Origin of the sequence: Arthrobacter sp. ISL-28 (assembly GCF_018613875.1) — a bacterium.
GTDB lineage: Bacteria > Actinomycetota > Actinomycetes > Actinomycetales > Micrococcaceae > Arthrobacter.
Map to the genome: position 1 here is coordinate 135,158 of NZ_JAGGPJ010000014.1, position 24,630 is coordinate 159,787.

25 protein-coding genes are annotated in these 24,630 nt (G+C 65.6%); 11 read left to right on the plus strand and 14 right to left on the minus strand.

Annotated features, from left to right (window positions below; all coding sequences use genetic code 11):
* The first annotated feature begins 116 nt into the window (after positions 1-116).
* Genes J7E80_RS11385 through J7E80_RS11395 form a run of 3 tightly spaced genes read left to right on the plus strand, consistent with a single transcriptional unit; the run spans position 117 to position 2,351 of the window.
* A complete protein-coding gene (locus tag J7E80_RS11385; RefSeq protein ID WP_215051600.1) occupies positions 117-713 on the plus strand; it encodes a phosphoribosylanthranilate isomerase in 597 nt (198 codons plus the stop codon).
* Between the two features lie 25 nt (positions 714-738).
* Positions 739-1,953: an MFS transporter gene (locus J7E80_RS11390; protein ID WP_311380808.1), complete on the plus strand. Its 1,215-nt coding sequence runs from the start codon at positions 739-741 to the stop codon at positions 1,951-1,953.
* Positions 1,950-2,351, plus strand: coding sequence for a YccF domain-containing protein (locus J7E80_RS11395; protein WP_215051603.1), 402 nt, complete (start codon positions 1,950-1,952; stop codon positions 2,349-2,351). The genes J7E80_RS11390 and J7E80_RS11395 overlap by 4 nt, the downstream gene beginning before the upstream one ends.
* A 13-nt stretch (positions 2,352-2,364) precedes the next feature.
* Here J7E80_RS11395 and J7E80_RS11400 read toward each other — a convergent pair whose 3' ends face one another.
* From J7E80_RS11400 to J7E80_RS11410, 3 genes are all read right to left on the minus strand, one after another.
* The gene (locus J7E80_RS11400) at positions 2,365-3,246 is read right to left on the minus strand and encodes a DUF4031 domain-containing protein (RefSeq protein WP_215051604.1); all 882 of its coding nucleotides are present in this window, start codon (positions 3,244-3,246) and stop codon (positions 2,365-2,367) included.
* 212 nt (positions 3,247-3,458) lie between these two features.
* On the minus strand, positions 3,459-4,448 hold the full coding sequence (locus tag J7E80_RS11405) for a glycosyltransferase family 2 protein (RefSeq protein WP_311380809.1): 990 nt from the start codon (positions 4,446-4,448) through the stop codon (positions 3,459-3,461).
* 13 nt (positions 4,449-4,461) lie between these two features.
* Entirely contained in the window at positions 4,462-5,256 is a 795-nt protein-coding gene (locus tag J7E80_RS11410; RefSeq protein ID WP_215051608.1) for a glycosyltransferase family 2 protein, read from the minus strand.
* Between the two features lie 309 nt (positions 5,257-5,565).
* Between J7E80_RS11410 and J7E80_RS11415 the strand changes: the two genes are divergently transcribed.
* Complete coding sequence (locus J7E80_RS11415; RefSeq protein WP_215051610.1) at positions 5,566-6,441, plus strand: glycoside hydrolase family 16 protein; 876 nt, start codon at positions 5,566-5,568, stop codon at positions 6,439-6,441.
* A 3-nt stretch (positions 6,442-6,444) separates the two neighbouring features.
* Here the strand turns inward: J7E80_RS11415 and J7E80_RS11420 are convergent, their stop codons facing one another.
* A complete protein-coding gene (locus J7E80_RS11420; protein ID WP_215051611.1) occupies positions 6,445-7,317 on the minus strand; it encodes a metallophosphoesterase in 873 nt (290 codons plus the stop codon).
* 479 nt (positions 7,318-7,796) lie between these two features.
* Between J7E80_RS11420 and J7E80_RS11425 the strand changes: the two genes are divergently transcribed.
* The 4 genes from J7E80_RS11425 to J7E80_RS11440 are packed head-to-tail and all read left to right on the plus strand — an operon-like array spanning position 7,797 to position 11,012.
* The gene (locus J7E80_RS11425) at positions 7,797-8,207 is read left to right on the plus strand and encodes a molybdopterin-binding protein (protein WP_215051613.1); all 411 of its coding nucleotides are present in this window, start codon (positions 7,797-7,799) and stop codon (positions 8,205-8,207) included.
* The gene (gene modA, locus J7E80_RS11430; protein ID WP_215051615.1) at positions 8,204-9,055 is read left to right on the plus strand and encodes a molybdate ABC transporter substrate-binding protein; all 852 of its coding nucleotides are present in this window, start codon (positions 8,204-8,206) and stop codon (positions 9,053-9,055) included. The genes J7E80_RS11425 and modA overlap by 4 nt, the downstream gene beginning before the upstream one ends.
* Positions 9,056-9,114: 59 nt before the next feature.
* Positions 9,115-9,957 (plus strand): ABC transporter permease, encoded by an 843-nt coding sequence (locus tag J7E80_RS11435; protein ID WP_251036767.1) that lies wholly within the window; start codon positions 9,115-9,117, stop codon positions 9,955-9,957.
* Positions 9,954-11,012 carry a sulfate/molybdate ABC transporter ATP-binding protein gene (locus J7E80_RS11440; protein ID WP_215051617.1) on the plus strand — a complete coding sequence of 353 codons (1,059 nt, stop codon included), beginning with the start codon at positions 9,954-9,956 and terminating at the stop codon, positions 11,010-11,012. The genes J7E80_RS11435 and J7E80_RS11440 overlap by 4 nt, the downstream gene beginning before the upstream one ends.
* A gap of 11 nt (positions 11,013-11,023) precedes the next feature.
* Here the strand turns inward: J7E80_RS11440 and J7E80_RS11445 are convergent, their stop codons facing one another.
* Positions 11,024-11,359, minus strand: a complete 336-nt coding sequence (locus J7E80_RS11445; protein ID WP_215051619.1) for a YciI family protein — start codon at positions 11,357-11,359, stop codon at positions 11,024-11,026.
* A gap of 247 nt (positions 11,360-11,606) precedes the next feature.
* Between J7E80_RS11445 and clpB the strand changes: the two genes are divergently transcribed.
* Positions 11,607-14,276: an ATP-dependent chaperone ClpB gene (gene clpB, locus J7E80_RS11450; RefSeq protein WP_215051621.1), complete on the plus strand. Its 2,670-nt coding sequence runs from the start codon at positions 11,607-11,609 to the stop codon at positions 14,274-14,276.
* Between the two features lie 102 nt (positions 14,277-14,378).
* On the opposite strand, the gene J7E80_RS11455 is transcribed toward clpB, so the two are convergent.
* Positions 14,379-14,930, minus strand: coding sequence for a septum formation family protein (locus J7E80_RS11455; RefSeq protein WP_215051623.1), 552 nt, complete (start codon positions 14,928-14,930; stop codon positions 14,379-14,381).
* A gap of 508 nt (positions 14,931-15,438) precedes the next feature.
* On the opposite strand from J7E80_RS11455, the gene J7E80_RS11460 reads away from it, so the two are divergent.
* Both J7E80_RS11460 and J7E80_RS11465 read left to right on the plus strand, forming a co-directional pair.
* Positions 15,439-15,672: a DUF3073 domain-containing protein gene (locus J7E80_RS11460; protein ID WP_205652002.1), complete on the plus strand. Its 234-nt coding sequence runs from the start codon at positions 15,439-15,441 to the stop codon at positions 15,670-15,672.
* Positions 15,673-16,067: 395 nt separating this feature from the next.
* Entirely contained in the window at positions 16,068-16,895 is an 828-nt protein-coding gene (locus tag J7E80_RS11465) for a VOC family protein (protein ID WP_215051624.1), read from the plus strand.
* A gap of 122 nt (positions 16,896-17,017) precedes the next feature.
* Here J7E80_RS11465 and purM read toward each other — a convergent pair whose 3' ends face one another.
* The 8 genes from purM to J7E80_RS11505 form a co-directional block, all read right to left on the minus strand.
* Positions 17,018-18,226 carry a phosphoribosylformylglycinamidine cyclo-ligase gene (purM, locus tag J7E80_RS11470; RefSeq protein ID WP_396020758.1) on the minus strand — a complete coding sequence of 403 codons (1,209 nt, stop codon included), beginning with the start codon at positions 18,224-18,226 and terminating at the stop codon, positions 17,018-17,020.
* The gene (gene purF / locus J7E80_RS11475) at positions 18,223-19,965 is read right to left on the minus strand and encodes an amidophosphoribosyltransferase (protein WP_215051626.1); all 1,743 of its coding nucleotides are present in this window, start codon (positions 19,963-19,965) and stop codon (positions 18,223-18,225) included. The genes purM and purF overlap by 4 nt, the downstream gene beginning before the upstream one ends.
* 47 nt (positions 19,966-20,012) lie before the next feature.
* Complete coding sequence (locus J7E80_RS11480; RefSeq protein WP_396020759.1) at positions 20,013-20,474, minus strand: hypothetical protein; 462 nt, start codon at positions 20,472-20,474, stop codon at positions 20,013-20,015.
* A 27-nt stretch (positions 20,475-20,501) separates the two neighbouring features.
* Positions 20,502-21,359, minus strand: coding sequence for a fumarylacetoacetate hydrolase family protein (locus J7E80_RS11485; RefSeq protein ID WP_215051628.1), 858 nt, complete (start codon positions 21,357-21,359; stop codon positions 20,502-20,504).
* Between the two features lie 10 nt (positions 21,360-21,369).
* Complete coding sequence (gene uraH / locus J7E80_RS11490; RefSeq protein ID WP_215051630.1) at positions 21,370-21,708, minus strand: hydroxyisourate hydrolase; 339 nt, start codon at positions 21,706-21,708, stop codon at positions 21,370-21,372.
* Positions 21,705-22,202 carry a 2-oxo-4-hydroxy-4-carboxy-5-ureidoimidazoline decarboxylase gene (uraD, locus tag J7E80_RS11495; protein ID WP_215051631.1) on the minus strand — a complete coding sequence of 166 codons (498 nt, stop codon included), beginning with the start codon at positions 22,200-22,202 and terminating at the stop codon, positions 21,705-21,707. Before uraD ends, uraH begins: the two co-directional genes overlap by 4 nt.
* 219 nt (positions 22,203-22,421) lie before the next feature.
* Entirely contained in the window at positions 22,422-23,249 is an 828-nt protein-coding gene (locus J7E80_RS11500) for an IclR family transcriptional regulator (RefSeq protein ID WP_396020761.1), read from the minus strand.
* A gap of 77 nt (positions 23,250-23,326) precedes the next feature.
* Positions 23,327-24,583: an aminopeptidase P family protein gene (locus J7E80_RS11505; RefSeq protein WP_215051635.1), complete on the minus strand. Its 1,257-nt coding sequence runs from the start codon at positions 24,581-24,583 to the stop codon at positions 23,327-23,329.
* Positions 24,584-24,630 lie beyond the last annotated feature (47 nt).

A 24,630-nucleotide genomic window follows, 5' to 3' on the forward strand; every position in this document is an offset into this window, starting at 1 on the left:
GCCTTCCGGTGCCGGCCCTTCGCTGCCGGTCCTTCGTTGCCGAGGGCTTGCCGCCCGCGTAAAGTCAGCGCAGTATGACTACGTCGTTGCGGAACACCAACCAAAGGAGCCGGTGAATGTTCGTCAAAGTGTGCGGGCTGAGTACGCCTGAATCGATCCGAGAGGCAGTGGATGCCGGAGCGGACGCGGTGGGATTTGTACTGACGGCCAGCCCCCGCGTGGTCTCCCCGGCGCAAGTAACCCAGCTGCTCAGCAGCGTTCCCGACGGCGTCGCCGCAGTCGGCGTTTTCCGCCACGAACCTGCCGAAGACGCCGTGGCCATTGCCCGTGCGGCGGGCCTGGAATGGATCCAGCTGCACGGCGACCGCACCCCCGAGGACGTCAAGACCGCGCACGACGCCGGCATGAAGGTTATCCGGGCCGTCGCCATCGGGTCCGCCGAGGACGCGTTCGACAGTTGGGGCGAGGAACTGCTCCTGGTCGACGCCGCGTTTCCCGGATCAGGCGAAAGCTGGGACTACTCCTCCATGCGCAGCAAGGGCCTTGAAGGGCGGAAGTGGCTCCTCGCCGGCGGACTGAACTCCGCCAATGTCGCCGAGGCAGCCAAGGCGGCGGGGGCCTGGGGCGTGGACGTCTCCTCCGGCGTGGAGGAGTCCCTGGGCATCAAGGACCCGGCGAAAATCCGCGCGTTCGTCGCGGCGGCGAAAGCCTGACGGCTGCGTGGGTCCTTCCCCGGTCGTGACTGCCAAGGCACCCTTGGCCCCGCTGTATGCAGCGGGATTCGTGACCGCCTTTGGGGCCCACAGCATTGCCGCGGGGATGGGGGCGCAGAGCGGGAACATCGGCCTGACCCTGCTGAACCTGGGCGTTCTGCTTGCCGTCTATGACATCTCCGAAGTCTTCCTCAAGCCCTTTTTCGGGGCGTTGAGCGACAGGATCGGGGCCAAACCCGTCATCGTCGGCGGGCTGCTGGGCTTTGCCCTGCTTTCGCTGATTGGGCTGTGGGCGGCTGATCCGCTCATGCTCGGCTTGGCCCGCTTGGGCCAGGGCTCTGCCGCTTCGGCCTTCTCCCCGTCCTCGTCGGCCATGGTGGCGCGCTTGACGGCGGGCAAGAGCACGGGCGCGGTCTTCGGCAGGTATGGCTCTTGGAAGAGCCTGGGCTATGTGATCGGGCCGCTCCTGGGTGCCGGCCTGATCCTGGCCGGAGGTTTCGCGCTGTTATTCGGTGCCCTGGCGGTGCTGGCCGCAGTCACTGCAGTGTGGGTGATGGTCTCCGTCCCGCATCTTGCACCGCTTCCGCGCCCACGGTACACAGTGTTGGACCTGACAAGGCAGGTTGCGGAACGCAGCTTCCTGATCCCGACCCTGGCGCTGGCAGGATCCATGGGCGCCATGGGAGCGGCCATCGGATTCCTCCCGGCACTGGCCGTGAGCCACGGACTTGATCCGCTGGCGGGCACGGCGTCGGTCAGCGTGCTGGCCGTGGCCTCCGTGCTCGTCCAGCCGCGGGTGGGTCGCCTGCGCGACCGGCGCCGGATCGGTGACGCCGGCGGCATGACGGCAGGACTCCTGCTCACGGCCGCCGGTGTCGCACTCCTGGCCCTCGCGCCCTCGCCCGTCACCATCTTCCTGGCCGCTGCTGCAATCGGTACCGGTGCCGGCACTGCGACGCCGTTGGGCTTTGCCCATCTGGCGGACACCACCCCGCCTGAACGCATGGGACGGACCATGGGCTCAGCCGAACTGGGGCGCGAACTTGGCGACGCCGGCGGTCCGCTCCTCCTCGGCGCGGTTGCCACCCTGGCAGGCCTCCCGCTCGGCCTCGGCGTGCTAGCGATGCTCGTTGCCGCGGCCAGCATTCCCAGACTGGAGTCCGGACCAGCAGGTTCAGGGTTAAATCAGGGCAGGCCCCGAGGCTCCGGCCGCGTAAGGAAGGGCAGAATGGACGGATGAAGACACTCCTGAATATCATCTGGCTCGTATTCGGCGGCCTTTGGCTTGCAATCGGCTACTTCGTGGCCGGCGTGATCTGCTGCGTGCTGATCGTCACCATCCCCTGGGGCATCGCCTCGTTCCGCATCGCTAACTACACGCTCTGGCCCTTCGGGCGCATGGTGGTGGACAAGCCGGGAGGAAACGGGGTGTTCGCGCTGCTGGGAAACGTGATCTGGCTCCTTGTGGCCGGGATCTGGATCGCCGTCGGACACGTGCTCACGGCGATAGCCATGGCCCTCACGATCATCGGAATCCCCCTGGCCATCGCCAACCTGAAGCTCATCCCGGTCTCGCTCATGCCGCTGGGCAAGCAGATTGTTCCTACGGACCGGCCGTTTATCACCAGCTACCGCTAGCCCCGGCTGAACATCAGCGGCCGGCAGCTTGAAGCTCACCGGCAAGATTCCGGCGTGCGGACTCCAGCCACAGCTCGCGGGCACGTTCGGTGTGGAACAGCGGATCGAGCGCCAGCAGCCGGCGGACGACGGCGGCCCTCCCGGCCGCGAAGTCAGCGTCGCCGATGTGCGCGTAATCTTCCCGGACCGCGGCCACGTACCGTGCGTACGGCTCGGGTTCGCCGCCGAGAACGGACAGGTCCGCATCACAAAGGAGGGCGCCGTCGTCGTCCCCGGGGGCCGGCCGGTGGTCCGACGTGAGGCGGACCAGGCGCGCGACCTCATCGATTTCCCTGCCGGGGAGGCCCGCATCGGCGAGCCTGAGCTCGGCGAGCCGTGCCGACTCTTCCTCGTCCTGGCCGGCGATGCCCCGGTAGACGGCGTCGTGGAACCATGCCGCGAGGAGTACGGTGCGTGGCGGCTCGGCAGGTTCGGAGAGCAGGTCCAGAGCCTCAAGCACCGCCAGAAGGTGGGTGCAGCCGTGGTACTTGCGGTGGCTCTCGCTCCAGCGGTCCAGGAGATCCAGGAAGAGGGCGTCATGCCCTGGCATTACCTTGTTCCAACGGTTCAGGAGCGGCGTCTTCAGGGACTTGTTTCGCTCCCGGGCGGGAATCCGCAGGCCGCTCGCTATGAGCTTCCGGACCAGGATCCGCGCTTCCACCGGAATGGCGCCCGCGGCAACCAGTGCTTCATAACGGCGCTCCGGCACGTCGTAGTGGTCGCCGTCGAAGGCCCGCTCTGGTATCTCCGCCGCGGCCGCGAAGGCGTGCAGTTCCGTCAGCGAGGTGTCCGATATCAGGTGCGAGAAGTGGGTTTCGTGCGCAGGCCAGAGCGGGGGATCCAGGTAAATGGCCATGGAGGAAGTCTAGTCCTGGGGCTGGGCAGCTGCTGTCCAGAAGGCCGCGACTTACTCTTCCAGCCTGGCGCCTTACTTTCCAGCTCCGGCCCCGGCGTCCTGGTCCCGCTGAAGTGAAGCCTCAGCGGCGCCCTCGACCCGCCCCGGAAGGGGGCCAGGACGCCGCGCAACTCAGATTCGCCTTACAGGCGGCCGCAGGGCAACGGCAGGAGTCAATTGATCTCTCTCCAGCTGGACACCGATGCGTTCTGCCCTTCTTCTTCTGCACTGGATGAGCCGGCAGGGAGCCGCCGCCCCTGGATATATCCGAAGGTGGTGACGGCGAGCACCGCGACGACCGTCGCTGCCCGGCGCAGGCCGTCCTTGTCCTTGCCAAGGAGCCAGTCCCGGACGCCGATGAACACTGCGCGGGGAAGGACCCGCCGGACATACTGGCGTTCCGGCCCGAGCGCTCTCTTGTGCCCGACGACCTTGCTGACCTGAGCCTTGGAAATTCCCTCAGACCAGGAACGCCGCAGCATATATTTCAACGTGCCGCGGTCCGCCGGGACGAAGTGCTCCACCAGGGCCTCAGGTTCATAGACAATGCGTGAGCCGGGAGAGCCAATAACCGCCCGGATGCAGATTTCAGTCTCTTCGCACCCGAGCGGCAACGTGTTCTGCCGGCCGAGGGCCGTATTGAATCCGCCGACGCCGTTCAGAACCTCCGAGCGGAAGGACATGTTCGCCCCGATGACGTTGCGTACCTCGGCAGCGACCTTAGGCATGCCCCGATAGCTGCAGCCGACGATCCAGTCAAGTTCCTCGGCGAAGTATCCGGGACGCCCGGCCTCCCATGCCGGTTGGGCCCGGCCGCCTACAGCCAGCACATCCGGATCGTCGTAGAGAGCCGTCAGCCGTTCCAGCCAGTCGGGGGCTGCCTGGGCGTCGTCGTCGAGGAAGGCGACTATGCCGGTGGTGGCGGCGGCCACGCCGCTGTTCCGTGCTCCGGAGAGGCCCTTGGGGCCGGTGTTTTCGAGGATCACCACATCGGACACAGTGAAGATGAGCCGTTTGTAGAGATCGGTGTTGTAATCGACGACGACGATCGTCTGCGCCGGGCGGACGGTTTGGGTACGGACCGACTCGACGGCGGACATCAGCATGTCCCATCGGTCTTCGGTGTAAGAGCAGATGACAACTGAAACGTCGGGGGTGTTCACAGGTCGAAGCATCTTATTCACCTGCCGCGAGGCCAAGGACGGTCCGGGGATCCGTCGGGACGTGCGGGAAAGCGATACTTGGATACTTGTATTTAACCCGCCTGAGCGCCTCTGGCCGGGCGCCGGCAGTCGGTGCCTCCCACCCAACGTATTCGCGGGCCAGGGTGCGCAATACCCGCCAGCCGTCGCGGAAAGTGTTCAGATTGGAGTTGCCGGAAATCCGCGACAGCTCGTGGCTGGGAACCTCGGCAATGCGCAGCCCTGCCCGGGAGGCCCGGACAATCAGCTCGGTTTCGATTTCAAAACCATCCGATTCCAGCTCCAGAACCTGGAGGCACTCGCGGCGCATGGCAATGTAGCCGTAGCACAGGTCCGAGTAGTTGCTGCGGAGCACGAGGTTGGCAAGGCTCGTCAGCGCGAGGTTGCCGGCGCTGCGAAGCAACGTAATGTCATCCGAGCCCCCGCCAGTCACATAGCGCGAGCCCTTGACGAAGTCGAAGTCATGCTGCAGCGGCGATACGAACCAGCCGATTTCGTGGGGGTCCATGCTTCCGTCGGCATCCAGCATGACAATGATGTCGCCGGAAGCCGCGGCCAGTCCGGCCCGCACAGCGACGCCTTTGCCCTTGTTAGGCTCAGCAACCACCACCACGTCGAGCCGCAGCGCCCGTGCCACGTCAACTGTGCTGTCCAATGATCGGCCGTCGACGATCACCACCTCGTCTACATACGAGGGCATTCGGCGAAGCACCCATGGAAGGTTGAGGGCCTCGTTCAGGGTCGGAATCACCACACTTACTGAAGGCATGCTCGCAGGGGGCACAGAATTGGAATTCGCCGTTGGAAGGAGTATCGGGATGGTCACTTCGCCTCACCGCTCATTGGAGTCGTTTGCTTCTTGCCCTGGCAGCAGGACTTCCTGGCTGCAAAGCCCAGGATGTAGACCCGGCGCTCGCTGCTGCTGGTGGCAACTTGCTTGTACTCCCCCTCGTCTAAGTTTGATTTGTTGACTTGTGAAAAGCTTGGAATTAGTTGAAGCCCCCCTACATTTTCTTCCTGCCCTTGGCGGCCCGTCAGGACCATTGAGCGGGTGGACCTCCGATGCGAGACTGTCCCCATGTTTATTGCCCGCCAGCGGGGTGTTTCACCTGGTCATACGGTCCGGTCCGGCTTATTTGGGCTGCTTGTTTCCTGGGCGGTTCTGATGTTGAGCGGGTGCGAACTGACGCCGGCGGAGCGGGCGAAACCATCACCGGCCGAAAAGCCCTCCGGCGACCTTCCCGGCTGGAAACAAGTGTTCAGGGAAGACTTCGACAAGGCAGATGTTCCGCTTGGGGAATTTCCAGGCGATGCCTACCGGGCGAAGTGGAGTGCGGGATACAAAGACGGAACGCCGGACACTGCAGGCCAAAAGGGAAAGGATTCCGCGTATTACCCGTCCAAGGTCCTGAGCGTCAAAGATGGCGTCCTGGACTGGCACCTCCACACCGAAGACGGCATAGCCATGGGTGCCGCGCCCAGGCCGAGGTTCACCATTAGCAGCGGTAATACGGGGCACGACAACAGCCTGCTCTACGGCAGATATTCGGTCCGGTTCAAGGCGGATTCCCTGAAGGGCTACAAGGTGGCCTGGCTTCTTTGGCCGAACAGCGGCCGGTGGCCACAGGACGGCGAAATTGACTTCCCGGAAGGGGATCTCTCCGAATCACCCTTTGGCGCTGTGCATTTCAGAAGCGACGACCCTGCGGACTTCAAAACGTACAAGTCGGACGAGAAATTCACGAGCTGGCACATCGCCACGACGGAGTGGAGCCCGGGCAGGGTGGAGTTCTTCCTCGACCGGCGCTCCATCGGAGTGGCAACCAAGGACATTCCGAAAAACCCCATGCATTTGATCCTGCAGACCGAGGCGTGCCTGCCAAAATGCCCAAAGCCGGAAACGGAGGGGCACGTTCAGCTGGACTGGGTGGTTGTGTGGACACGGGCCGAATAGGTATCACTTCCCGATGGTGAAGGAATCCTCGAAGGTGTAACCCTCAGCCGGAACAAATCGTGCTACAAGCCGGTCCGGTGTTGCCTTCACCTCCAGGGTGCCAAAGGCCGCATTGCGGTTCTTGCCCGACCACGCGGCGAAGTAACGGATTTCGGAGTCGTCCTCCTTCACGTCGTGGAGGCCAACGCCACCGAGTCCCACCGTGGCAAAAACTGTGCCGGCTCCCCTCTTCATTGTCTGGTCGGCGTCAGTGATGCATTCTTCCCTGAACGCCCCGGGGACCAGCCTGTCGCAGGCGGAGTTGATGCCCAGTTGATGAGTTCGCTGGTACGAGTGATTATGTCCGGTGAGCACAAGGTCCACTTTCTTGTCCACGAGCAAGTCTGTTAGGTCCGTGCCGGCCACGCAGTCATATTTGCCGATGCTGAGGCATGGTGGGTGCATGCCCACAACGGTCCACGGAATCTTCTTCGACGCCGCGCCGTCCAGAGCCTCTGCCGTCCAGCGCCAGCGCTTGCTGTCCTTCGAATAATCCAGAGTGTTGCCGTCATGGAATGCGATCCCGGGTGACACCATAACGATCCGCACGACGGGGTTCTGCTCCGGAAAATCCACGTACCACTGTGTTCCGTAGTCTCCTTGCAGACCCGGAAGCCGGTTGGGCAGGCACTTGATGAAGTTTGCTATGTCACCGTCGTGACCGTCGCTTTCGTGGTTTCCAGTGACCAGTTCGTAGGGAAAATCCGCCCCCAGCTTTTCCGTGACCATGTCACAGAACTCCTGCTCCCGCCCCGCTTGATAGGCAAGATCCCCAAGGGCGAGATTCAGTTGAGGCTGGAGACCCGCAATGGTGTCCAGAACCCGATTGGTGTCCATGCCCATGCCGATGTCCCCCTGGGCAGTGAAATGGACAGACGGTGCTGCAGCCGCCGACTTTCCGGACGTTGCACGGGGTCCCGGCGTTTCCGGCAGGTCTGTCTTAGGCGGGTCTGATGTATCCGTCGGGAGGGACGTCCCGGGTGGGGGAACGGACGGTGCCGATGTTGCCGGCGCGCCCGCCGGTGGTGGGGTTCCGGGCAGGCAGCCTGTCAGCAATAAGCTCACGGTCAGGACGGCGGCCGGGAACAGGCCGTCCTTCCTTAGTCGCCGACGTGCCGGTCCAGTCATGATCCCCCACATGCAGAACGGAGGTTGATGCCCGCGGATCAGGCTGTCGCGAAGCGCGGCCACTGCTAGGGCTTAGCGTAATGCCGGCCGCCCGGCTGATGCCAGAGGCAGGTCCAAGCCCGTCCGGCAATTCTCACCTGCGGCGTATTCTTTCGAACGACGCCGCAAAATCGGTCTATGCTCGGATCATGACCCTGATCCGCGTTTCTGAGGCTGCCCGCTTCCTTGGCGTCAGCGATGACACCATCCGCCGGTGGACCGAGAGTGGGAGCCTGACGCCGCTCAAGGACACGTCCGGGCGGCTGGCCGTGGACGGGCTTGAACTGGCCCGGCTGGCCGGCAGGCAGGCCCATCTCCCGGATGACCCTTCCAAGGCAGGCAGTTCGGCGCGCAACCGTTTCGTTGGCCTGGTCACGGGAATTACCGCCGACAAGGTCATGGCTCAGGTGGAGCTGCAGTGCGGACCCTTCCGCGTGGTGTCACTGATGAGTAGCGAAGCTGTCCGTGACCTTGGACTTGAGCTGGGATCGGTGGCCACCGCAGTGGTCAAAGCCACCACCGTCATTGTGGAAACGCCCCAGGGAAAGAGCCTCATATGAACCTCAGCGACCGGAACCTTGCAGCCAGGCTTGCCGCCGCCACGCTTGTGTCCATCCTGGCTGCCGCTTTGTCCGGCTGCACTCCGAATGCGGCCGACACTCCGAACGCAGCCACGGGAGGCGGCAGCAGCGATGCCACTCGACTTTCCGGAACGGTCACCGTCTTCGCGGCGGCGTCCCTGAAGGAACCCTTCACCAGGCTCGCCGCCGAGTTTGAACGCCGGAATCCCGGAGCTACAGTCATGCTGAGCTTTGCCGGGTCCTCGGACCTGGCCACACAGATTTCCCAGGGCGCCCCGGCCGACGTCTTTGCCTCGGCAGATACCCGGAACATGGACAGGCTCTCCGAAGCCTCGCTTATCGACGGGAAGGTAACCAACTTCGCCACAAACGTCCTGGGGATCGCCGTCCCGCCGGACAATCCGGCGTCGGTCTCATCCTTTGCAGATCTCGCGCGGCCGGGCGTGAAAGTGGTGGTCTGCGCCAGCCAGGTGCCGTGCGGCGCCGCGGCGGACCGTATCGAAAAGGCAACGGGCACCTCGCTCCGGCCGGTCAGCGAGGAGTCGTCGGTTACCGACGTCCTCGGTAAGGTCACGTCGGGCCAGGCGGACGCGGGGCTGGTCTACGTCACCGATGTGAAAAGCGCGGGTACCAAAGTCAACGGCATCCGGATTCCCGAAGCCGAAAATGCCGTGAACGTGTACCCGATCGCGGCGATCGAAGGCGGCAGGCACCAGGAGCTTGCGGCGGCGTTCATCGCCCTGGTCGAAGGCAGCGACGGGCAGAAAATGCTGAAGGACGCCGGCTTCGGCGCCCCGGCCAATCCTCGGGGAAGCTCGGGCCAGTGAACACAGGCCTCCATCGGATACCTGGCGCCTACACCGGCATCCCGTCCTGGATCTACGTCATGGCGGCACTGGGCGCACTGCTCGTGCTGCTTCCGCTCGCGGCCATGGTGGCCAAGGTCAACTGGCCACAGTTCGTTCCACTTGTGACCTCCGAATCGTCGCTCACCGCCCTCGGGCTCAGCCTGCGGACCTCGGCCGCCAGCACCGTCCTGTGCATCGTCCTCGGCATTCCGCTGGCGCTCGTGCTGGCCCGCGGCAGCTTCCCCGGGCAGCGGCTGCTCAGGTCGTTCGTGCTGCTGCCCCTCGTCCTCCCGCCCGTGGTGGGCGGCATCGCACTTCTCTACACATTCGGCCGGCAGGGACTCCTGGGCCGAAGCCTGGAGGTCCTGGGGATCCAGATTGCCTTCTCCACCACGGCAGTGGTCCTTGCCCAGACGTTCGTGGCACTGCCGTTCCTCGTGGTGAGTCTGGAGGGCACCCTGCGGACCGCCGGCGGGCGGTATGAGGCCGTGGCCGCAACGCTGGGTGCCCGTCCCGGCACGGTTCTTCGCCGGGTGACCCTGCCGCTCGTCCTGCCGGGCCTCGCCTCCGGGGCGGTGCTGTCCTTCGCCCGGAGCCTCGGCGAATTCGGTGCCACGCTCACATTTGCCGGCAGCCTGCAGGGAGTCACCCGCACCCTTCCGCTCGAGATCTACCTCCAGCGTGAAACGGACGCCGACGCCGCCGTCGCCCTGTCCCTCGTCCTGGTGGCCGTCGCGGTCTCCGTGGTGGCGCTGTCCTACCGCGGGCCGCGGCGGCCGCCGCCAGGTCCGTTCCCCGACGCCGGCTCGGGGGCCTCGGGCGGGTCCCGAGCTGCAAGGCGTACGACGGCGGCGCCCGCCTCACATGGGAACGTCCAGTGACGTTCCGGCTGGAGGCCGCCGTGGCCGCCCGCGGCTTTGACGTCTCGCTGACCGTAGGGCCCCAGGAGACAGTGGCCATCATGGGTCCCAACGGGGCAGGCAAGTCTACTCTGCTGGCAGTCATCGCCGGATTGCTGCATCCGGACTCAGGCAGTGCTGAAGTGGACGGCAGGGTCCTGTTCCACCAGGCTGCCGACCGGTCCGTATGGATGGCCCCGCATCACCGCGGAACGGCACTCCTTGCCCAGGAGCCGCTGCTGTTTCCGCATCTGACGGTGCTGGAGAACGTGGCGTTCGGACCCCGAAGCCGGGGCGCATCGCGGCACGAGGCGCGGAAAACGGCCCGCCACTGGCTCCGCGCCGTGGAGGCAGCAGAGCTCAGCGGCCGCCGGCCCGGTGAGTTGTCCGGTGGGCAGGCCCAGCGGGTTGCCGTGGCGAGGGCGCTCGCAGCCGACCCGGAACTGTTGCTTCTAGATGAACCCATGGCAGCCCTGGACATCCATGCCGCTCCGCTGCTCCGCCGGCTGCTCAAACGCGTCCTCGCCGAGCGCCGGGCCATCATCATCACCCACGACGTCCTGGATGCGCTCATGCTGGCGGACCGCGTGATCGTCCTGGAGGGCGGCAGGATCACCGAGTCCGGGCCGACGCGCGAGGTGCTTCAGCGGCCCCGGAGCAGGTTCGTTGCGGGGCTGGCCGGACTCAACCTGGTGGCGGGCACCCTGACGGAACGCGGCGTCCGGAGCGCCGCCGGGCAGGACATCGCCGGGCAGCACGACCCCACGCCGGCCGTCCTTGCGCCCGGCCAGGAAGGCGTGGCGGTGTTCCCGCCGTCGGCCGTTTCCGTTTTCCTGACCGAAGCGCACGGCAGCCCGCGGAACTCTTTTCCCGTCACCATCACGGATCTCGAACCGCATGGGGACCAGATCCGCGTCCGCGCGGGCGAGCTGTCCGCAGACGTCACGCCGGCCGCCTCAGCAGATCTTGGCCTCGCACCCGGGATGACGGTGTTCTTTGTGATCAAGGCCGGGGCGGTGTCCGTCTACCCGGCGTGAAGCGTGCGGGGCTACATCCCGGGAATGTCGAGGGCCTCATAGACCTGGATGTTGGCGCCGGGCATCATGAGGTGCGGATGGCCCTCAACCAGTGCGAGGGCGCCGTCCATGTCGTCTGCCTGGAGGATGCCGTAGCCGCCCACGTTGGTGCTGGTGTCGGAGGTGCCGGTGGCGCTGACCTCCTTACCGGCCCCCAGCGGGTTGCCCATGTCCACAATGCCGTCGCCCGCCCGCTGTGCCCACTCCATCCAGGCCTTCATGCCCTCCTGCGCGGCCTCGGGAGAGCTCTCCGCCATCTGCGCTTGTGCCGACTGCGGGGCGTTGTAAAGAACAACAAACTTCTTCATTACAGGTCCTCGTTTCGAATTGCCGGTGTTTCGAGTGTGCCGGTGGAACCATCGACGGTGGCCACAGGTCGATCCTAGGGGGATTCGGGCGACGGGGATACAGTTCAAGAACGATGGTTTTCCTGGAGCTCATCTGTCCCGGAAGGGCCGTTTCGCTGTCGGCAAACTTTGATCCCGGACCCCCCTCTTACAGACTTGAGCGTAGTAGACTCAACTTAGTTGAATCGCATCCCGGAAGGAGCTCGCTTTGGACGTCAAATTCACCACCAAGAGCCAGGAGGCTCTTTCGGCGGCAGCCATGAACGCCTCGACGGCCGGAAACCCCCAGGTGGAACCGGCGCATCTGCTCAAGGCGCTGATGGACCAGCGGGAGGGCGTCGCCGTCGCGCTTCTCCGTGCCACGGGCACCGACGTCGATGCCGTCAGCGTCCAGGCCAGCTCAGCCATTAAGGCGCTGCCTGCGACTTCCGGCTCCTCCACCCAGCAGGCTCAGCTGTCCCGCCCTGCGCTCCAGGCAATCCAGAATGCCCAGAACGAGGCGGACAAGTTGGGTGATTCGTTTGTGTCCACGGAGCACCTGCTGCTGGGCCTGTCGGCCGGAAATGACGCCGCCGCCAGATTGCTGCGTGAGGCGGGTGCCTCCCATGAGGCGCTGCTGGCCGCCCTGCCCGGTGTCCGTGGCGACCGAAAGGTCACCGGCCCGGACCCGGAGAATACTTTCCAAGCACTGGAAAAGTTCGGCACCGACCTCACAGCCATGGCGCGTGCGGGCAAGCTGGACCCCGTCATCGGACGGGACTCCGAGATCCGCCGCATCATTCAGGTCCTGAGCCGCCGCACCAAAAACAACCCCGTGCTCATCGGCGAACCCGGCGTCGGCAAGACCGCCGTCGTCGAAGGCCTGGCCCAGCGGATGGTAGCGGGCGACGTTCCCGAAAGCCTCCGCGGAAAGTCGCTCATCACCTTGGACCTGGCGTCGATGGTGGCAGGCGCGAAATACCGCGGCGAGTTCGAGGAACGCCTCAAGGCGGTGCTGGAGGAGATCAAGAACTCCGAAGGCCAGATCGTCACGTTCATCGACGAGATCCACACCGTCGTGGGTGCCGGCGCGACGGGAGAGAGCGCCATGGACGCGGGGAACATGCTGAAGCCCATGCTGGCCCGCGGCGAGCTGCGCCTCATCGGCGCGACCACCCTGGACGAATACCGCGAGAACATCGAGAAGGACCCCGCGCTGGAGCGGCGCTTCCAGCAGGTCTACGTGGGCGAGCCCAGTGTCGATGACACCATCGGCATTCTTCGCGGCCTGAAGGAGCGCTACGAGGCCCACCACAAGGTCGCCATCGCGGACTCGGCCCTGGTGGCCGCCGCCACCCTCTCCAACCGCTACATCTCCGGACGGCAACTGCCGGACAAGGCAATCGACCTCGTGGATGAAGCGGCATCGCGGCTCCGCATGGAAATCGACTCCGCCCCGGAAGAGATCGACCAGCTGCGCCGCTCCGTCGACCGGCTCACGATGGAAGAGCTGGCGCTGCAGGGCGAGACCGATCCTGCCTCCGTTGAGCGGCTGGCCGCCTTGCGGGCGGACATGGCGGACAAGAAGGAAGCCCTCGCCGCCCTGAACGCCCGCTGGGAAGCCGAAAAAGCGGGCCTGAACCGCGTGGGTGACCTGAAGGCCAAACTGGACGAACTGCGGTCGGCCGCCGACAAGTACCAGCGTGAAGGTGACCTCGAGTCCGCCTCGCGCATCCTGTACGGCGAGCTTCCGGCGCTGGAGCGTGAACTGAATGCCGCCGCCGCCGAAGAGTCGGCCCGGGCGGAGCGCGGCGAGAATGCCCCCGCCCTGATGGTGGCGGAGGAAGTCACCGCAGATGACATTGCCGAGGTGATTTCAGCCTGGACGGGCATCCCGGCAGGGCGGATGCTGCAGGGCGAAAGCCAGAAGCTGCTCCGCATGGAGGAGTTCCTGGGCAAGCGGCTTATCGGCCAGAAGAAGGCTGTGGCAGCGGTGTCGGATGCGGTGCGGCGCGCCCGTGCGGGTATCAGCGATCCCAACCGACCCACCGGCTCATTCCTGTTCCTCGGGCCCACCGGCGTCGGTAAGACCGAGCTCGCCAAGTCCCTCGCTGATTTCCTCTTCGACGACGAACGCGCCATGGTGCGGATCGACATGTCCGAGTATTCGGAGAAGCACTCCGTAGCCCGGCTCGTCGGCGCTCCTCCCGGCTACGTGGGTTACGAGGAAGGCGGCCAGCTGACCGAAGCGGTTCGCCGCCGGCCGTACTCTGTCATCCTGCTGGACGAAGTTGAGAAGGCCCACCCGGAAGTCTTTGACATCCTCCTGCAGGTGCTCGACGACGGTCGGCTCACCGACGGTCAGGGCCGCACCGTTGACTTCCGCAACGTCATCCTCGTCCTGACCTCCAACCTGGGCAGCCAGTTCCTGGTGGACCAGAGCCTGGATGACAGGGCGAAGAAGGATGCCGTGATGGCTGCGGTGCAGTCCGCCTTCAAGCCGGAGTTCCTGAACCGCCTGGACGAAGTGGTGCTGTTCGACGCGCTGAGCGTGGAGGAACTCGCAGCCATCGTGGAGCTGCAGGTTGCAGAACTCACCAAACGCTTGCACGAGCGGCGGCTGACGCTGGAAGTGACCGACGGCGCCCGCGCCTGGCTGGCAATGTCCGGCTTCGATTCGGCGTACGGCGCTCGCCCGCTGCGGCGCCTGGTGCAGCGCGAAATCGGCGACCGCTTGGCCAAGGCGATTTTGGCCGGGGAGATCGCCGACGGCGACACGGTGCTGGTGGACACGGCGACTGGCGTCGACGAACTCACTGTTGACGCCCTCGTGTCGGCCGGCAGGCAGGGCGCCGGTGCGCTCACCGGCAGCGGTCTGTCCGTGCGGCGGAAGGACTAGTCCGGCGGGAGGGTAGCGGCGGAGGGCCCGGCGTCGGACGGGCTGGCGGCACAAGGATTGGCGGCGCCGGCCGCAGGGCCGGCTGTAGGGCCACTTGCAGGACTAGGGGAGCAGGCTGGCCTTGATGATGTTGCCGGCGTCAGCGGTGACGTAGCAGTCCACGCGGCGGTCGCCCTGCCTCCAACTGTCGGAGCTGGGGTAGGCCAGCCGATACTCCAACACGTAGGCGTTGGATTTGCTGGTCAGGGATGCCGTTTGGCAGACCTCGCGTGCCTTGGCCTTCATCGCCGTGCTGCCGGGGAAGGAATCCTCGGCAGCGTAGCGGTGGGCTGCCACAAGCTGGGCCGAGTGAGCAGATGCGCAGTCCACCACGGTGGCGCCTGTTGCGGAAGGGTCAAAATCCTTGAAGCAGTCGCCCACCCTGAAGTCCAGCGGGCTCACGCCCTTCAGGGGAAGGCTGGGGCGGGGCGTTGCGGGAGGCGTGGCAGGGGAGACCTGCCCGGCAGGCGAGCCCGGCTGGCCCGCCGCCTTCATTGTTGCGTTGGCCAGCAGGGAGGTCAGCAGCCAGACGAACAAGCCGCCCACAACGAGCAGCGCCACCACGAAACCCACTTTGAACAGATTCTGCTGCAGCTCCGCACGGAGCCTCGGCAAGTGGAAGGTTTCCCCCACAGTTTTGGGTGGGGCTGAGTTCTCAGCGGCTGATGTGGGAGCGGCCGATGTGGGCGGGGCCGATGGAGTCGGCGGGATTGGCCGCGGCCGCGCGTCGGGGACTGGATTGTTTTCATTCACTTGGGACGGCACCCCTTCCATGTGGTCGTTTCGCCTGGTCTCTGGTTCCTGCCTCGGCTTCCGAAGCGGCTTCCGAAGCGGCTTCCGTGGGGCTCTGCTCCCTGTGCTGCCCCTCTCCGCTGCCGCTCGGGCCGTTTCCCAAAGCCGATTATTTCAGTCGTTTCAGGAGACTCTATCGAACAAAAAATCCTTGGAACGCCGTGATTACGGCGGAAGTTGTGCGGACACCGGCCTGGCCGACGCGCCCGTGGGGAGCAGTTGCCGCAGAAAGCATGTAATCTAGGGATACGACAAATTGACCAAACATTCCGGGGCCTCACCGATAGCCAAGGTGACCACCTCCGGTCCAAGTACAAAAGGGGGTCACGCCATGGGGCGCGGCCGTCAAAAGGCAAAAGCTACCAAGCAGGCTCGGGACATTAAGTACTACTCCCCGAACACTGACTATTCGGCCCTTCAGCGTGAGCTCACGGGTCCGGGAAGTCGTGCCACGAGCCATTTCGCGAATGAACCGGTCGAACCGGACTATTCAGCCTACGTGGATAAGTACGCGGACGATTTGGAAGACGACGACGACGAGGTAGACACCCGTCGGATCGGTTAGTCGTTACAGCATGAACCTGCCGTAAGGCAATCAGCTGCACGCCGCCGTCGTACACCTGTGTACGTCGTTTATTCCGGCACCACTTCTCTCCGGGATCAGGTGCCGCCACAATTATCAGGCCCGTTGGGCACGTCACTCTGTGGCGTGCCCAATGGGCCTTTTGCGGCCCCGGGGGGCATCTGGGAGCCACTCCCGACATTTCTGCACCTATTTACTATTCCAACGCCACGTCCGGACCGTCAGATCCAAGGTTTGCTGACGGCGAGGGGGCGCAAAGGCGTGCAGAAAAGTGCGGCCTCGAGGGGTGACCGCAGGCAGAATCCGGTCGCCTTCACCGGCCGGCCTGTTCACGTCTAGGCTGGTAAGGGTTTCTGTCCAACGAAAGGGATGACGGCATGGTTCAGCGCAACGGATACACCCGCGGGGAGCTGTGCTGGGCGGACGTCCAGACCCCGGACGTGGCGGCCGCCAAGTCGTTTTACACCGCGGTGTTCGGCTGGCGCTATGAGGACCGGCCCACGCCCGACGGGCGCAGCTACGCCCAGGCTTTCCTTGACGGGGATCTCGTCGCCGTTGTCGCGCCGCAGCCCGTGCCGGAGGAATCCACGCCGGCGCGATGGAATGTCTACTTCGCCGCGGATGATGCCCGGGACGTGGCCGAAGAGACCCGGCACGCCGGCGGGACCGTGCAGTTCGGCCCGGAGGAAGTGGGGGACACCGGCGTCCTGCTGTTCCTCGCGCCGCCCGGGGGCGGCACTACCGGTGTCTGGCAGGCCGGAACGCACGCCGGCAGCGGGCGTTACCACGAGCCTGGTGCGTTTGCCTGGGCCGAACTCCTCACGCCCGAGCCGCAGGCCGCCGTCGGGTTTTTCCAGCAGGTGTTCGGGCACGAGGTGACCGAATACCCGCAGGACGACGGCGGCACGTACACCACCCTCATCGTGAATGGCGCGGAGGTGGCCGGCGTGGCCCCGGCGCCGGACGCGGAGGGGGAGCCGGATACTGACGCGGAGTTGGAGGCTCAGGGGACGGACGGCGCCGAAAGGCGCGCCCGGCTGGGCTGGCAGGTCTACTTCGGCGTCTCCAGCGTCAAGGAAGCCGTGCTGGCGGCCGTGGCTGCCGGCGCAGAGGTGCTCGTGGAGCCGGAGTTCGAAGACGACGAAGGAACCATTGCAACCCTGAAGGATCCGCAAGGCGGCGTCTTCAGCGTCCTGGAGGTTTAAACGTCGAGTGCTCCGTAGCTGCCCTTATGAACCCTCTAAACGGCAGCTGGGCCCACGCCGGCAGGGTTCCCTGGCCGAGCGTGCGAGGCGAGGGGGCCGGTGGGGAGCACTCGATGAGTTATTTAAGCGTAGGTGTTGACCATCCGGACAGCGCCGCCGTCCACACCCTTGGCGCCCTGGACGTAGTCCGGGCCGGTCTTGAGGACGGCGTCGGAGTCGGCGCCGACCGTGCCCATGATCCAGGAAGGCAGGCCGCGCTCGTTCAGCCGGGCCGCCGCGGCGTCAGCGACGTCGGCGGAGACGATCGCCACCATGCCCACGCCGAGGTTGAGCGTGCGTTCGAGGTCGGCCAGGGGGACGCGGCCGAGCTCGGAGACCAGCTTGAAGATGGCCGGCAGTTCCCAGGTGGCGCGGTCGACCGTGGCCACGAGGCCCTGGGGCAGGACGCGGGCCAGGTTGGCGGCGAGGCCGCCGCCGGTGACATGGCTGAACCCGTGCACGGCTCCGCCGCCTGTGGCAGGGTCAGTCGTCACCGGGAAGGTCCGGGCCAGGTCCAGGCAGTCAGCGGCGTAGACACGTGTGGGCTCCAGCAGTTCCTCGCCCAGCGTGCGGCCGAGTTCAGAGACCTGGCGGTCGAGGGCCCAGCCGGCGTGGTTGATGACGCGGCGGACCAGGGAGTACCCGTTCGAGTGCAGGCCGGAGGAAGCCATGCCGATCACCACGTCGCCGGCGCGGACACGGTCCGGACCCAGCAGGGCGTCGGCTTCGACAACGCCGGTGGCTGCGCCGGCAACGTCGTATTCGTGCTCGCCCAGCAGGCCGGGGTGCTCGGCGGTTTCGCCGCCCACGAGGGCGGTGCCGGCGACGGAGCAGGCCGCTGCGATGCCGCGGACGATGTCCGCGATGCGCTCGGGGACCACCTTGCCGCAGGCGATGTAGTCGGTCATGTACAGCGGCTCGGCACCCACCACCACGATGTCGTCCACCACCATGCCCACGAGGTCGAAGCCGATGGTGTCGTGGATGTCCATGGCCTGCGCGATGGCCACTTTGGTGCCCACACCGTCGGTGGACGTGGCCAGCAGCGGGCGCCTGTAGGTGAGCAGCTTCGAGACGTCGTACAGTCCCGCAAAACCGCCGACGCCGCCGATCACCGAGGCGTTGTGCGTCGCCTTGACGGCGCCCTTCATCAGTTCGACGGCGCGGTCTCCGGCTTCGACGTCGACGCCGGCGGAGGCATACGTGATGCCGGCGTTGGTCTGCGCCAGATTGTTCTGGGCCAAACCGTTCTGGGCGGCGTTCATGTCAGCAGTGGGGGAGGCGGAAGTCATAGGGACTCTTTCTTGTCAGCGCCGACGGGAGCAGCGTCGTGGTGAACGTCAGGGACGAGGTCGGCCTCGGTCAGGAGGTTCTCGAATTCGGAATCCGGTCCGGGGTCGCACCCCGTTGCACCGGGCTTCTCCGCCGGGTCTTCGGTGACGGGAATGGTCGCCGGGTTGCCGGCGGCCACCTCGGCCGGTTCGACGGCGGCCGCGGCGCTGCCGGCGGTTGCCGCACCGGCCGACACGGCAGGACCCGTAGCAGCAGCGGCAGGGAGGCCGCCGAGGTCCGTGCGCTCCAGCAGGTTCTTGCCCAGCTTGTCTGAGCCAGGAAGCTCGATGGGGTACTTGCCGGTGAAGCAGGCAGTGCAGAGCCGTTCGCGGGGCTGCTGGGTGGCGCCGATCATGCCGTCTTCGGAAATGTAGGCCAGCGAATCAGCGCCGATCGCCTGGGAGATTTCCTCGATGGTGGCGCCGTTGGCGATCAGTTCCGCGCGGGACGCGAAGTCGATGCCGTAGAAGCAGGGCCACTGGACCGGCGGGGAGGAGATCTTCACGTGAACGGCGGCGGCGCCGGCCTCGCGGAGCATCCGCACGATGGCGCGCTGCGTGTTGCCGCGGACAATCGAATCGTCCACCACGACGACGCGCTTGCCGCGGATCACGGATTCCAGGGCGTTGAGTTTGAGCCGGATGCCGAGCTGGCGCAGCGTCTGTGAGGGCTGGATGAACGTGCGGCCCACGTAGGAGTTCTTGACGAAGCCGTGAGCGAATGGAATGCCGGACTCCTCGGCGTAGCCGACGGCGGCGGGAGTACCGGATTCGGGGACCGGAATGACGATGTCCGCTTCCTGGGTGTTTTCCCGGGCCAGCTGGCGGCCCATTTCCACGCGGGATTCGTAGACGGAGCGTCCCGCGATCGCAGCGTCGGGGCGCGCGAGGTAGACGTACTCGAAAACGCAACCGGCCGGCGTCGGCTCTGCGAAGCGCTGGGAGCGCACGCCCTGCTCGTCGATGGCGATGAATTCGCCCGGCTCGATTTCACGGATGAAGCTGGCGCCAACGGTGGCGAGGGCGGACTGCTCGGAGGCAACCACCCAGCCACGCTCCAGCCGGCCGAGGACCAGCGGGCGGATGCCGAACGTGTCGCGGGCGGCGTACAGGGTGCCTTCGTCCATGAAGACAAAGCAGAAGCCGCCGCGGATCTTGGGGAGCAGTTCAATGGCGGTCTGTTCGAGGGTCTTGCCCTCTTCGCCCTCGAGCAGAGCCGTGACCAACGCGGTGTCCGAGGTGTTGCCCTGTTTCATCTCGCCGCTGAGCTGGCCGCCGTTGCGGTCCGTGATCATGGCGTTGAGTTCGGCGGTGTTGGTCAGGTTGCCGTTGTGTGCCAGGGCAACCGTACCGGTCGCGGTGGCGCCGAGCGTGGGCTGGGCGTTGGCCCAGTGGCTGGCTCCGGTGGTGGAGTAGCGGCAGTGGCCGACAGCCAGGTGCCCGGTGAGGGTGTTCAGCGTGGTCTCGTCGAAGACCTGGGAGACGAGGCCCATGTCCTTGTAGACGTTGATCCGCTTGCCGTCGCTGGTGGCTATGCCAGCCGACTCCTGACCGCGGTGCTGCAGTGCATACAGCCCGTAATAGGTGAGTTTTGCTACTTCTTCACCTGGTGCCCAAACCCCGAAGACGCCGCAAGCGTCCTGGGGGCCCTTTTCGCCAGGGAGAAGATCATGAGAAAGTTTTCCATCGCCGCGTGCCACTGGTCGATTATCTCATGTCATCAGGTAGAGAACTTCCGGCGGCCGGTTTATGACCGGTGGCCGGGACCGCTGCCGTTGTCACCCTGCTGCTGCTGCGGGTGCCCGGGGGCAGGGTGCTGTTCCGCCTCAGGCGTGGGCTGTTCCGCGTCAGGCGTGGGCTGTTCCGCGTCAGGAAGGGACTCTTCCGTTTCGGGAACAGCTTCGACGAGGGCGTGCTCGGCACGTTTGACGCTCAGCCGGTCCAGGACCAGCGCGGCAATTGCGCCGAGGATCACACCGCCGGCTCCGCACAGCACCATGAAGAAGCCGAAGACGGTTCCGGGGTCGTAGCTGGCGCTGGCGGGCAGTGCGTAGGCGATAATTGCCGCCACAGCGATGCCGACGAGCCCGCCCAGGATCAGGAACGGGACGTACTTTGGTGCTCGTCGAACGGTTATGCCGCGCCGCTCAGGCGTGGCGTGCCGCTCAACGTTTTCGCGCCGTTCAGGGGTGGGGTCGTCAGAAGCCATGCCATCTAGCCTACTGTCAGGGCCGTGTCAGACCAGAACCGAAGCGTCCACGAACCGCTGCCGCTGCTCGCCCAGCACGTCGCCGCCGGACATCCGGATCACGTCCCCGGCTTTGAGGTACGGGAAGCGGCCGGAGAGCGCGACGCCGGCCGGGGTGCCGGTGGTGATGAGGTCGCCGGGTTCGAGCACCATGTAGTGCGAGAGGCGGCGGACCAGCTCGGCCGCTCCGAAGATCATGTCCCGCGTCGAGCTCTTCTGGCGCGGTTCATCGTTGACCCACGAGGCGAGCTCTATGCCGTCAGCATCGGCAGCGGAGGGGGGTACCAGCCACGGGCCCAGCGGGTTGAAGGTGGGGCAGGACTTCCCCAATGACCATTGCGGTCCGGAATGCTCCAGCTGGTACTCGCGCTCGGAGACGTCATTGGAGAGCACGAACCCGGCGATGCAGGCGGCGGCATCAGTGTCGGACGTCAGGTAGCTGGCGGGCTGGCCGATCACCACCCCCAGCTCAACCTCCCAGTCCACCCGCTGCGCGCCGGGCAGGATGACGACGTCGTCGTTGGGCCCAACGACCGTGGTGGGGTGCTTGAAGAAGATGATGGGCCGCTCAGGCTCCGGAAGGCCCGATTCGGCGGCATGAGCTGCATAGTTCAGCCCGACGCCGATCACCGCGCCAGGCCTGGCGATGGGCGCGCCGATCCGCTTTCCCTCGAGGGAGACGTAGGGCAGGCCCGTGAGGTCCAGTTCATCCAGCTGGTGGGCCCAGGTCTGCAGGAAGCTGCCGTCGATGTCTGAAGTGACAGGGCGCAGGTCGTACGCGTGACCTTCGTCGTCGATGATTACCGGGATCTCGTTCCCGGCCGTGCCAATGCGCATCAGCCGCATGGTTGTCCTTTCAGCTGCCGCGGTAGGTGGAGTAGGCGAACGGGCTCAGCAGCAGCGGCACGTGGTAGTGCTCGGCGCCGGTCACCTCGAAGATGAGATCCACCTCGGGAAAGAATGTGCGCGTGCCGAGCCGCGCGTAATAATCGCCGGTGGAAAAGTTCAGCCGGTAGTTGCCCGGGGCCAGCTCTTCGGGCCCGAGGTCCTTCGCGCGGCCGTCGGCATCAGTGGTGCCGCTCGCCAGCTGCGTCCAGCTGCCGCCGTCGTTCGCATAAAGCACGACGGCGACGCCCGCCGCCGGGCGGCCGGCGCCGGTGTCCAGGATGTGGGTGGTGATGTGGGAAACGCTCATTCGCTGATCACTCCTTCGAGCCGCAGCAGGGCAATTTCGCGCAGCTGCTGGGCCACAATGACATCTTCTTGGGCGGGGGTGTTGGCCAGGCGTTCCTGGAGTGCCGCCAGGATTTCCGGGGCGGTTCGGCCGGCAGCGCGGATCAGGAAAACCCGGCCAAACTTTTCTTCATAGGCGCGGTTTCCGGCCGCCAGAGCGTCTGCGACCGCGGCATCGGCAGGGTCGACGCCGGCCTGTTCCGAACGTGACATGGACGCCTCGGCGGTTGCCGCCGTCGGGCGCTCACCGATCCGTGGATGGTGCGCCAAAGCGGCCTCGACCTCCTCCGGTGTGAACGGGGAGGCGGCATCGCGGGCAAAGCCGAGCAGCTCCTTGCTGGAGGCGAAGGGGCGGGCGTCGGCGATCTGGTCCACCCAGCGCTCGACGTCGGCGCAGGGCCGGAGGGCCGCGCTGGCCTCGGTGCGGTCCGCTTCATTGAATTCCGCAAGCTTCATGCTTGATGATCCCTCGTACAGATGCTGGCATCCATGGTGACGGCTATGCGGTAAGCCGGATCTGGTCCCGACGAAACCGGCCTCCTCAGGTCAACCGGTCTTCCGCATCATGGAACTGTTATTTCAGCATGCGTAATAGTAAGCCGAACGGGCGTGCCGATGTCAAGAGAGTACCGCGCCGACTGAGCTTTCGGGCCGCAGGCCCGGGGCACGGACAGGCTATGGCGACGGAGGGCTTGGAATGGCTCCGCCGAGCCGGGAGGTGACGCGGCGAGCCGCAGCCAGGCATGATTCACCGAGGCTTTGCAGCGTGTCCGGCGAGACACGGAACCGCGGAGCCGGGATGAGGACAGCCGCCACGGTGTCGCCGCGGTGGTCGTAAACAGGGGCCGCGACGCCGACTTCATCCAGTGAGGATTCGCCGTAATTGATGGCCCAGCCGCGCCGGGCCACGTCCTTAAGCCGGACCATATAGTCGTCGAGGCCGGTGTCATCCAGGCCGGGGTAGCTGATCGAGCCACTGCGCAGCAGCGTCCGGACGCGTTCGGGGGATTCCGCGGCGAGGAAGACCTGGACGGAGGCGCTGAGCGCATCGTTGTAGCGGGCTCCCAGGGGGGTGGTGTGCTTGATCTGGTGATGGCTCGCGATCTGTTCGACGCACATCGCATCGGCGCCGCTCCACACCATCAGCGCACTGGTTTCGCCGGTCTGTTCGGCCAGTTCACGAAGGACAGGGTAGGCCACCCGCCGTTCTTCCAGTTCAGCGAGCAGCGGTCCCGCCACCGCGATCAGGCCCAACCCGAGGCGGAACCGCCGGGTTTCCGGATCACGCTCCACGAGGTGTTCCTGTTCGAAGGTGGCCAGGATCCGCGACACCGTGCTCTTATGCAGTCCCACACGGTTGGCGATCTCCGTGACCCCGAGCAACGGCTCGTCCACCGAGAATGTTCGAAGGACGGCAATGGCATTGACGATGACCGAGGCGCCTTTGGTGTCGCCGTTCCCGGTGGTGTCAGGTGATTCTGCTGGGCTCATGGTGGTTACCATCATTCCCTAAGAGGACACAGAAGTGGCGCCACCCCGATGTGGCGCCACTTCCGGTCTATACTGCGGGACGGGTGAGGTCAGGCGCCCAAGATGTTGTATTCGGGCCCGAACGGGAACTTCGTGATGTTCTCCGCTCCGTCCTCTCCCACTACCAGAATGTCGTGTTCGCGGTAGCCGCCCGCACCCGGCTGGCCATCCAGAACGGTGATCATCGGCTCCATGGAAACCACCATTCCCGGCTCCAGGACCGTGTCGATGTCCTCGCGCAGCTCCAGCCCGGCCTCCCGCCCGTAGTAGTGGCTGAGAACGCCGAAGGAGTGCCCATAGCCGAAGGTCCGGTTGGCCAGCAGGCCGTGGCCGATGTAGATCTCGTTAAGTTCCGCGGCGATGTCCTTGCAGACCGCTCCCGGCTTGATCAGCTCCAGACCCCGCCTGTGAACCTCCACATTGATATTCCACAGTTCAAGCGAACGTGCGTCGGGTTCGCCGTAGAACAGAGTGCGTTCCAGCGCCGTGTAGTAGCCCGAGGTCATGGGGAAGCAGTTGAGGGACAGGATGTCGTGTTCCTGGATCTTGCGGGTGGTGGCCCAGTTGTGGGCGCCGTCCGTGTTGATGCCGGACTGGAACCACACCCACGTATCCCGGATCTCAGAGTCGGGGAAAGTCCGGGCGATCTCGTGGACCATGGCCTCGGTTCCGATCAGCGCCACCTCATACTCAGTGATCCCCGCGGTGATGGCGTTCCGGATGGCTTCGCCGCCCAGGTCCCCGATCCGGGCACCGTGCTTGATGACCTCGATCTCTTCGGCGGACTTGATCATGCGCTGGCGCATGGCTGCCTGGGCCACGTCCACGAGCGTGGCGGATTCGAAGGCCGCCTGGATCCTGTTGCGGTTGTCCAGCGGCAGGGAGTCGTCCTCGACGCCGAGCCGGCGGACGGTGATGCCCCGCGTTCGGAGGGTCTCCTGGATGGCGTGGATGTAGTTGTCGCGGCGCCAGTCCGTGTAGACGAGGTTGTCGCCGAAGCTGCGGCGCCACGGCATGCCGGCGTCGATGTTGGCTGTGATGGTGACTGTGTCCTCTTTGGTGACCACCATGGCGTAGGACCGGCCGAAGTAGGTGAAGAGGAAATCGGAGTAGTACTTGATGGAGTGGTAGCTCGTAAGGACAACGGCGTCCAGGCTCTTTTCGGCCATGATGCGGCGGAGGCCCGCGAGGCGGCGCTCGAACTCGGCGTCCGAGAACGTGAGCCTGACCTTCTCGCCGTTGTTCAGGACCTTGAGGCGCTCGAGCTTTGCGACGTCGTTGACGGCTTCGGATTGGGTGATGGTCATGGCGTGTACCTTTCATTGGGGCAGCCGCCATTGGGGCAGCCGCTGGT